Raw genomic sequence first — 8,415 nt, forward strand, 5'->3', positions numbered from 1 at the left:
AACTGTCGGTGCCCGGTCGTACCCTCGCTGTCATGACCGAACGCAGCACGACCGCGGCCGAGGTCCGGCGGTGGTTCAACACGACCGAGGCGTCGAGGGACCGGTTCAACAACTGGCACCACACCCGGCCGCGGGTGGCGGCGCACGCGCTGGGGCAGGCCGCCTTGGTGGTGAACGCGCTGTCGTCGGCGGCGGCCGAGGAGGTGTTCCGGCGGGATTCGCTGGGGTCGGCGCTGAGCGCGCGGGGGCAGCCCGTGCTGGAGATCGACGACTGGCGGCCGGAGTTCGCGCTGCCGCACGTCTTCCACCACGCCGTGGAGCGGCTGGGGCGATTACCCGGCTGGGAGGAGTTCCGCGGGTTCTGCGAGGGCGACGAGCGGGCCGGGGAGATGCTGTGGGCTCCGGCGGCGGCGCTGGTCGGCGAGGCCGTCGGCCGCGGGGTCGAGGGGTCGGTCGCGCGTGCCGCGATGCGGCGGCGGATCGGCCGCGAGTACGCCGAGTTCGTGCGGTCCCAGCACGTGGCGGCTGCGTTGCGGGAACGCGGGCTCGCCGCGGTGACGCACCCGTTGGCGGAGACGGTGTTCGGCGTGGACGCGTGGGCCGGGCGAGTGGTGCTCGTGCTGCGCGACGGGCCGCAGCGGGCCTCGGAACTGCTGTTCCAGGCCATGCCGCCGTTCTACTTCGAACGCGTTCCGGGGGTGGCGAAGGGGCTCCCGTCCGGCCGTGACCTCGACGCCGTGGTGAGGCGGCTGACGCCTGCGCCATGATGTGCCGATGGAGCGGCTGGCCACCACGGAGGCGACACGGGCGCGGATGAGCGGGCAGCGCTCGCGCGACACGGGGATCGAGGTGGCGCTGCGCCGCGAGCTGCACCGGCTCGGCCTGCGCTACCGCGTGCACCGCAGGCCGCTGCGGGCCGTGCGGCGGGAGGCGGACGTGGTGTTCGGGCCGTCGAAGGTCGCCGTGTTCGTCGACGGCTGCTTCTGGCACGGCTGCCCCGAGCACGCGACCTGGCCCAAGCGCAACGGCGAGTTCTGGCGGGCCAAGATCGAGGCGAACCGGGCGCGCGACGCGAACACCGACGTGGTGCTGGCCGAGGCGGGGTGGCTGTCGGTCCGGGTGTGGGAGCACGAGAGCCCGGAGGTCGCGGCGGTGCGCGTACGCGACGCCGTCACGAGCCGCCGTTAGGCTGGCCGGGTGACCGAGCAGCCCGTACCGATGATCGACCTGTTCGCCGGCTGCGGCGGCATGACGTCGGGATTCGTGGCGGCGGGCGGGTTCCGGCCGGTCATGGCGGTCGAGTGGGACCTGCACGCGGCGGCGACGTACGCGGCGAACTTCGGCGAGGACCACATGCGGTGGGCCGACATCGCGACGATCCCGGACGCGGAGATCCCGCGCGCGGACGTGATCATCGGCGGCCCGCCGTGCCAGGGCTTCTCCAGCCTCGGCGCGCAGGACGTGCACGACCCGCGCAACAAGCTGTGGCAGGAGTACATCCGGTTCGTGCGGCACGCCGCGCCGAAGGTGTTCGTGATCGAGAACGTCGACCGGTTCCTCGCCTCCGGCGAGTTCGCGCTGCTCCAGTCCGAGGTCCGGCCGGGCGGGCTGCTGGAGGAGTACACGTTGAGCGTCGCGCTGCTGCTCGCGGCGGATTTCGGTGTGCCGCAACGCCGCAAGCGCGCGATCGTCATCGGCTCGCGCATCGGCGAGATCCCCCTGCCCTCCCCCACTCACGCGCGCACCGGCGACCTCCCCCGCTGGCACTCCGTCCGGGACGTCCTCACCGGCCTGCCGGAACAGCCCGCGCGCACGGCGCTGCCGCAGTCGCGGGTGGAGTTCTTCGGCGTCGAGGTGCCCGGCCGGTTCAAGGCCGCCGACCTGCACCTCGGCCGCAACCCGACGCCGCTGTCGCTCCAGCGCTACCGGGCGGTCCCGCCGGGCGGCGGCCGGTTCGACCTGCCGTACGAGCTGATGCCGCGTTGCTGGCAGGAGAAGAAGACCGGCACGACGGACGTGATGGGCCGGATGCGGTGGGACGAGCCGTCCCTGACGATCCGGACCGAGTTCTACAAGCCGGAGAAGGGCCGCTACCTCCACCCGCAGTGGGAGCCGGGCGAGGACGGCCACCGCGTCGACCGACCGATCACGCACCTGGAAGCGGCCCGCCTCCAGACCTTCCATGACACTTTCGAGTGGTGTGGAACGAAGATCCAAGTGGCCAAGCAGATCGGTAACGCGGTGCCGCCGATGCTCGCGAAAGCGTTGGCACAGCACATAAAGCCGTATCTGACGGGGACCGCGCCGACCCCGTTGACGTGTGCCCTCTGTCCTGAGTAGCCGGTCGGGGTCGCCGGGAATTGTCGGACCCCGTCCCTAGCGTTCCTGCCATGACGACTACGAGCACGTACGACAGCAGGATCCAGGTCGGCCCCGTCAGCTACCGGGTGCAGGCGACCGCCCAGCAGGACGTGTTGCTGGAGGTGTTCGGCGCGGACCAGGAGGGTTCCGTCGTGGCCGAGGGCATGCTCCGGCTGCCCGTGACCGGAGGCGCGGCGGTCGGCAAGCTGCTGACCCGAGTCCTGGAGGGCCTGTCCAAGATGGGCGCGCCCCCGGCGGACCGACCGCAGCCGGTGAACGCGAAGCAGCCGTGGACGGCCGAACTCGACGAGGAGCTGCGCGACGCCTGGTTGGGGCAGACCGATCCGGTGCCCATCGCGGAGCTGATCCGGTCGCTGGCCGACCGGATGGGCCGGTCGCCCACGTCGATCCGCTCCCGCCTGCCCCGCGTGGGCTGCGACCCGGACATCGTGGGCAGGCCCCTGTCCCCCGAGGCAGCGCAGGTCCTCGGAGTCACCCCGTGATCGGCGCGGTGCGGGCCCTGCTGTCCCTGCTGCGGAGGCGGGTCGCCGTGCTCCGGCGCGAGCGCGACGACCCGCGTCCGTCAGCCCCGGCCTGCCCGGAGGGTGTAGACCGCCGTGTCGACGTTGCACGGGCTCGGCGGGTTGACCTCGATCCGCAGCAGTCCGCTGTGCGGGTCGTAGTCGACGCCCTCGGTGACGAACGCGCCCGCGCAGGTGCTCACCAGCGGCACCTGGCCGAGCGAACGCACCCGAGCCGTGACGTCCTTGCCGCGCAAGGCGTGCGGCAGGTCGATCCGCAGCAGCTGGAAGTTGGTCGGGAACAGGTCGTTGTTCGGGTCCGACGACCCGCAGAGGATTTGCCCGGCCGACACGAAGTCGCACCCCTGGAGGTTCCGCACGGGCCGGTCGAGCTTGATCCGCGCGGCAGGCGCCAACGCGCCCCCGGCAGGCGGGGTGGCGCGGTTCAGGATCGGGGTCGGGTAGACGAACAGCTCGGTCACCTGTCCGAGCGGCCCGGCCACCATCCACTGCCCGTCGGGCGACACGGTGACGTAGGCGTTGGAGTTGACGGGAGCCTCATCGGCCCCCAGCGGTACGACGTACTCGTAGCTGGTCCCGGCCGGAGTGGTGGCCAGGAACATCTTCGTGGTGGCGGGCGCGGTCTTCGTCCACTGGTAGGCGTCGAACACGTACCCGCGCACCGAGTCGGTGTCGCCGACGTGCCCCCAGCCCTCGTCCTTCAACGCCTGCGGAATCCCACCGCCACCGCGGTAGTAGACCTCGCTGCCCCTGGCCGTGCGCACGGTCCCGATCCCCTCGTTGCCGATGGCCGCGCTCACCGTTCCGGCCTCGACCTGGTGCCACCCCCTGATCGGCCCGCTCTGCTCGACCGAGTCCACCTCCGGATCCGCACCCGCGGTGCCGATCCCGACGCACAGCACCAATGCGGCAAATCCCGCCACGCTGCGAAGCCTCATCACACGTTCCCCTGTCCAGGAGTGGTCCGTGGCGTCGGCACCCCCACCCTGTCCCCGCGCACCCCGGAGATCAACACCCAACAGGATGAGCGGCAACAACCCGGCCGCGGCCGAAAAACCCGCGCACGACCGGGACGCCCCCTCAGCCCTCGAAGACCGCCCGAGGGCGACAGCGCCCGCTCCTCCGTCCACACCGGACTTCGAGCCTCGCTCACGCCGTGACCAGGGCAAGGCCGTTCCGCCCGGAAACGCGTCTGCTCCCCGTGGCGGACCACGGGGAGCAGACACGGCAGGGGTCGCAGGGTCAATGGGCTACCAGCTCGTGAGACCGGCTCCGAACGGGTAGAGGGGGTTGCCGTAGGTGCTCGGCACGGGCTGGTTGGCATCGATCTTGGCGCGGATCTCGGCACGCTGTGCCGCGGTCGCCCCGAGGTCGTAGGGCAGGTCCCAGCTCTCGGTGGCGTCGGCGGGGATGTCGGTGCCGCCGGGGCGCAGGACGTCGTTCAGGCTGCGGGGCAGCTGCCACGGGAGCTTGCCGCGCGGCGTGTAGTCGCCGAACAGCATGCCCGCGACCGCCGGTCCCATCTCCTCGCCGCCGCGGTAGGTGACGACGATGGAGCTGGCCAGGTCGTTCCACTCCGAGATGACGTAAGGACGTGGCATCACGAGCACCACGACCACGGGAATGCCCTGGCGCTGGAAGTTCTGGATGATCGCGAGCTGGTCGGCGGGCAGGTACGGCTGCTCCTTCACCCAGCTGGTGGCGTGGGTGTAGGAGGTCTCGCCCACCGCCACGACCGCGAGCTTCGGGGCGGGCCCGGTGTCCTGGTAGACGTTGACGCCCGCTTGGGCGGCTCTCGTCTTGATGGCGTCGAGCATGGTCTGGGAGCCGTACTCCTGGTGGAAGAAGCTGGTCCAGATGCAGCACGCCGCCGTGTCGGCGGCCCGTGGTCCGGCGACCACGATGTTGTCACCGCGGTTGAGGCGGACGGGGAGGGCGCCGTTGTTCTTGAGCAGGGTCATGGCCTCGCGCGAGGCCTGGTTGGCGAGCGCGGTGTAGGCGGGGGTGTGGAACCGGTAGGGCCCGTTGACCGGGTCGCCGTAGGGGTTCTCGAAGATGCCGAGCTGGAACTTCAGCCGGAGGACCCGGCGGACGGCGTCGTTGATGCGGGCCGCGGGGACGTTGGCGGTGAAGTTGGCGATGGTGAAGCCGACCGCGCCGGGGTCGGCGCCGCCCATGACGTCCGACCCGGCGTTGGCCGCGCCGATCCACGAGCCGGAGGGGAGCCAGTCGGTGGTGATCAGGCCGGTGAAGCCGAGGTTCTGGCGCAGGTAGGCCAGGATCTTGGCGCTGTCACCGGCTCCGGGACCACCGGGATCGATCAGTGAACTGCCCGCGTAGCCCGGCATGATGTTGACCGCGCCCGCCTCCATGGCGGCCCGGAACGGGATCATGTGGTACTTCACGGTCACCTGGTCGTACACGATGAGCGCCTCGCCACCGGCACCCTCTCCCGGCCAGTGCTTGACCGTGGCCAGCACCGACGCCGGGTTCAGCTCCGGTCCGCCTTGCAAGCCCGCGACCAGTGCGCGGACCTGGGCCGCGGCGACCTCGGCGCTCTCGCCGTTGCCCTCCTGGATGCGGGGGTAGAGCACCTTGGTGCCGACCTCGGCCAGCGGGCCGAGCACGCCTCGGGTGCCGACCTCGAGCTGTTCACGGCGCTGCATGTCGCCGAGCTTGTAGTCGAGCGGGTAGTCCTTGGCCGCGGCCAGGCCGCTCTGCGTGGGGTAGGTGGTCTTGTAGCCGTGGATGGTGTCGCCCGCCGACACCGTGGGAATGCCGAGCCGGGTGCCCGCGCCCGTGAGCAGGACGTTGTGCAGGTCCTGCGCCTCGGCGGGACCGAAGTGCCAACCGGATTGGGGGAACTGCTGGGCGTTGTAGAACATCTGGTACGCCTTCTCCTCGATCGTCATGCGACCGAGGAGGTCGTTCACCCGAGTCTCGACCGGCTGGCGCCAGTCCTCGTAGGGCTCGATGGTGCCGTTCTTGTTGAGGTCGCGAGCGCCGTTGACGGTGCGGACACCGTCGTTGACCGTCGTCACAGTGGGGAGGTAGAGGCTGAACGTCCGGATGGTCGACGCGCTGGTGGCGTTCGCGCCGTCGACGGCGACGACGTACCACTTGTACGTCCAGCGGTCGGAGATGTCCCAGGTCGGCGTGTACGTGGTGCCGGTGGTCTCGGCGACCTTCGTGTAGAGGTCGATCAGGTTGCCGGAGGCGGTGAAGTCGTAGTCGGTGCGGCTGACGTTGAGCCACACCTGGTAGCGGACGGTGCCGCCGACGGCCGCCCAGGAGAACGCGGGCCGCCGGGTGTTCGTGATCATGGCGTTGTCGGCCGGGGCGGACAGGGCGAACCTGCCGGTGACGGCGGGCGCCTTGGTCGGGCCGGACAGCAGCGGGGCCGTGCTCGCGGACTCGTCGATCGTGCCGAAGACCTGGAACTCCCACAGCGAGTAGCCGTAGCCGGTCGCGCGGGCGGTGCCGGTGAACCGCACGTAACGGCCGCTGCCGCTGACGGTCAGGTTCTCCGTGCCGCCCGCGCCGGTGGTCGTGCTGTAGATCGACGTCCAGTTGTTGCCGTCGTTCGACGTCTCGATGCGGTAGCCCGTGGCGTACGCGGACTCCCACGCCAGGGAGATCCGGGTGATCGTGGCGGCGCCGCCGAGGTCGACGCGCAGCCACTGCGGGTCGACGCCGTGCTGGCTGGACCAGCGGGTGCCGATCCGGCCGTCCAGCGCCGCCGCGGGGGCGTTGCCACCCTCCCAGGAGGAGGCGCTGACCTGCTTGAACTGGGAGATCGGCGTGCCGCCGACCGGGCCGCCGCCGATCGTGCCGTAGACCTGGAACTCCCAGAGCGAGTAGCCGTAGCCGGTGGCGCGGGCGGTGCCGGTCAACCGCACGTAGCGGCCGTTGCCGGTCACGGTCAGCGTCTGCGTGCCGCCGGTGCCGGTCGTGGTGGTGTAGACGGGCGTCCAGGCGTTGCCGTCACCCGAGGTCTCGATCTTGAAGGCGGTGCCGTAGGCCGACTCCCAGTTGAGCACGACCCGGTCGACGGCGGCGGTGGCCCCGAGGTCGACCTGCACCCACTGCGGGTCGGTGAACGCGCTGGACCAGCGCGTTCCGGGGTCGCCGTCGGTGGCGGCGGTCGCGGGTGTGCCCGCGTTCTCGACCGTGGACGCGGTGGTGGGCTTGCCCTGGGACAGCAGCGTGCTCGCGGCCTGCGCACGACCCGCGGTCGTGACCAGGTAGGCCGCGAGCAGGGACGCGACCACGGCGAACACGAGCAGCAGGGCTCTGCCCCGGCGGCGGGACAGCGGACGGACGGGGGACGAGAAGGGCATGGCGTCTCCTGGCAGGGCGAGAGCACGACTCGGCGCCGCCGTCGACAGGTGCGGGGATCGACGACGGTGTCGACATCTGGGAGAGCGCTCTCCCGACCCAGCGTCGTAGAAACGCCCCGAATCGTCAAGACGTCCGACAACCGGTTCTTTTCGAGCCGCTCCACCAGCCCCCGACCACCCCCGACTAGGGTCCGACAGGTGTTCGTGCTGCACGGCTTGTGCACGGCCGATGGCCGTTTGGCGCTGTGGGCGGAAGACTCACAGCCACTCGACCGCGCCACAAACACCACGACAACCCCGGCAGAACTAACGGCCCCCCACACCCCCGACGCTCTCGCCCCCGCGCCGAACAGCCCGCCCCAAGCCGGCGACACCCTGCCCGACAACACCGCGGGCCCCCACTCCAGCGCCAAGCCCGACACGGCCACCTCCAACGCAACCGAGGGCCGCCCAGGGCACTCCACAGGCATTCGGCCCGACTCGGCCAGCCAGCGACACCCCTCGACCGTCCAGCGCCCACCCGAACCCGAAAGCGCCTCCACAGGCGAAGCGACGCCGGGGCCGGCCGACCCCCAGGCCGACGCAGGCACAAACCTCAGCGGTACTGCTCCCGATGACGGAGCGTCATCTCACCCGTCCGCCACCCGTCCCGCCCCGGACCACGCCGCAACGGCACCCCCGCCGGCCGACGTGGACGACAACACGGCCACGCCTATCTCCACGCACCTAGGCCAACCGAACAGCACTTCCGCCTCGACCCCGCCATCGCCACCCGAGCCCGACAACGGCTCTGACATCACTCTCCCGCTGCCACCAGGCCAACACCCGTCCCAGGCCGCCGGCGAGTCCATCTCCCCCCTCACCCCACTCCCCGCAGCTGACCACCCATCCCAGCCAGACAACCGCCCCCGTGTCGAAAGCGGTGCGGGAGCGGAGGACGGGGGTCTCGGGACTGGAAGTGCGGTGGTTGGGCGGTCTTCGCGGGATGTGGTGGCTGTTGGGCGGGTCAGTGGGAACGTGCGGCGGGAAGGTGGGGGGCATCCGTTCGCTGTTGACGGGGATGTGTTGGTGGAACTGTTGGGTGGGGGGAAGGTTGATGCGGCTGTTGTGCGGTTGCCGTCGTATCCGTCCCTGCCTGTTGCCTCGCCTGAGTTGGTGCGGGATCCCGATGG

At 71.1% G+C, this 8,415-nt stretch carries 6 protein-coding genes; 4 read left to right on the forward strand and 2 right to left on the reverse strand.

Annotation, left to right across the window (positions count from 1 at the left end; all coding sequences use genetic code 11):
- Window positions 1-32 precede the first annotated feature (32 nt).
- From ACFWW9_RS26970 to ACFWW9_RS26985, 4 genes are read left to right on the forward strand one after another with little or no spacing between them, the layout of a single operon-like run.
- Window positions 33-767 (forward strand): hypothetical protein, encoded by a 735-nt coding sequence (locus ACFWW9_RS26970; protein ID WP_390383574.1) that lies wholly within the window; start codon window positions 33-35, stop codon window positions 765-767.
- 7 nt (window positions 768-774) lie between these two features.
- Window positions 775-1,188: a very short patch repair endonuclease gene (locus ACFWW9_RS26975; protein WP_390383576.1), complete on the forward strand. Its 414-nt coding sequence runs from the start codon at window positions 775-777 to the stop codon at window positions 1,186-1,188.
- Between the two features lie 9 nt (window positions 1,189-1,197).
- Window positions 1,198-2,340, forward strand: coding sequence for a DNA cytosine methyltransferase (locus ACFWW9_RS26980; RefSeq protein ID WP_390383578.1), 1,143 nt, complete (start codon window positions 1,198-1,200; stop codon window positions 2,338-2,340).
- A gap of 50 nt (window positions 2,341-2,390) precedes the next feature.
- Complete coding sequence (locus ACFWW9_RS26985; protein ID WP_390383580.1) at window positions 2,391-2,864, forward strand: hypothetical protein; 474 nt, start codon at window positions 2,391-2,393, stop codon at window positions 2,862-2,864.
- Between the two features lie 80 nt (window positions 2,865-2,944).
- Here ACFWW9_RS26985 and ACFWW9_RS26990 read toward each other — a convergent pair whose 3' ends face one another.
- Window positions 2,945-3,841 carry a hypothetical protein gene (locus ACFWW9_RS26990; protein ID WP_390383582.1) on the reverse strand — a complete coding sequence of 299 codons (897 nt, stop codon included), beginning with the start codon at window positions 3,839-3,841 and terminating at the stop codon, window positions 2,945-2,947.
- A gap of 312 nt (window positions 3,842-4,153) precedes the next feature.
- Complete coding sequence (locus tag ACFWW9_RS26995) at window positions 4,154-7,243, reverse strand: discoidin domain-containing protein (RefSeq protein ID WP_390383584.1); 3,090 nt, start codon at window positions 7,241-7,243, stop codon at window positions 4,154-4,156.
- Window positions 7,244-8,415 lie beyond the last annotated feature (1,172 nt).

Source organism: Umezawaea sp. NPDC059074 (genome assembly GCF_042738955.1).
GTDB lineage: Bacteria > Actinomycetota > Actinomycetes > Mycobacteriales > Pseudonocardiaceae > Umezawaea.

Bases quoted from the DNA above. Each gene is read 5' to 3' on its own strand.
- ACFWW9_RS26970 (WP_390383574.1), top strand. From the start codon at position 33: ATGACCGAACGCAGCACGACCGCGGCCGAGGTCCGGCGGTGGTTCAAC.
- ACFWW9_RS26975 (WP_390383576.1), top strand. From the start codon at position 775: ATGGAGCGGCTGGCCACCACGGAGGCGACACGGGCGCGGATGAGCGGG.
- ACFWW9_RS26985 (WP_390383580.1), top strand. From the start codon at position 2,391: ATGACGACTACGAGCACGTACGACAGCAGGATCCAGGTCGGCCCCGTC.
- ACFWW9_RS26990 (WP_390383582.1), bottom strand. From the start codon at position 3,841: ATGAGGCTTCGCAGCGTGGCGGGATTTGCCGCATTGGTGCTGTGCGTC.
- ACFWW9_RS26995 (WP_390383584.1), bottom strand. From the start codon at position 7,243: ATGCCCTTCTCGTCCCCCGTCCGTCCGCTGTCCCGCCGCCGGGGCAGA.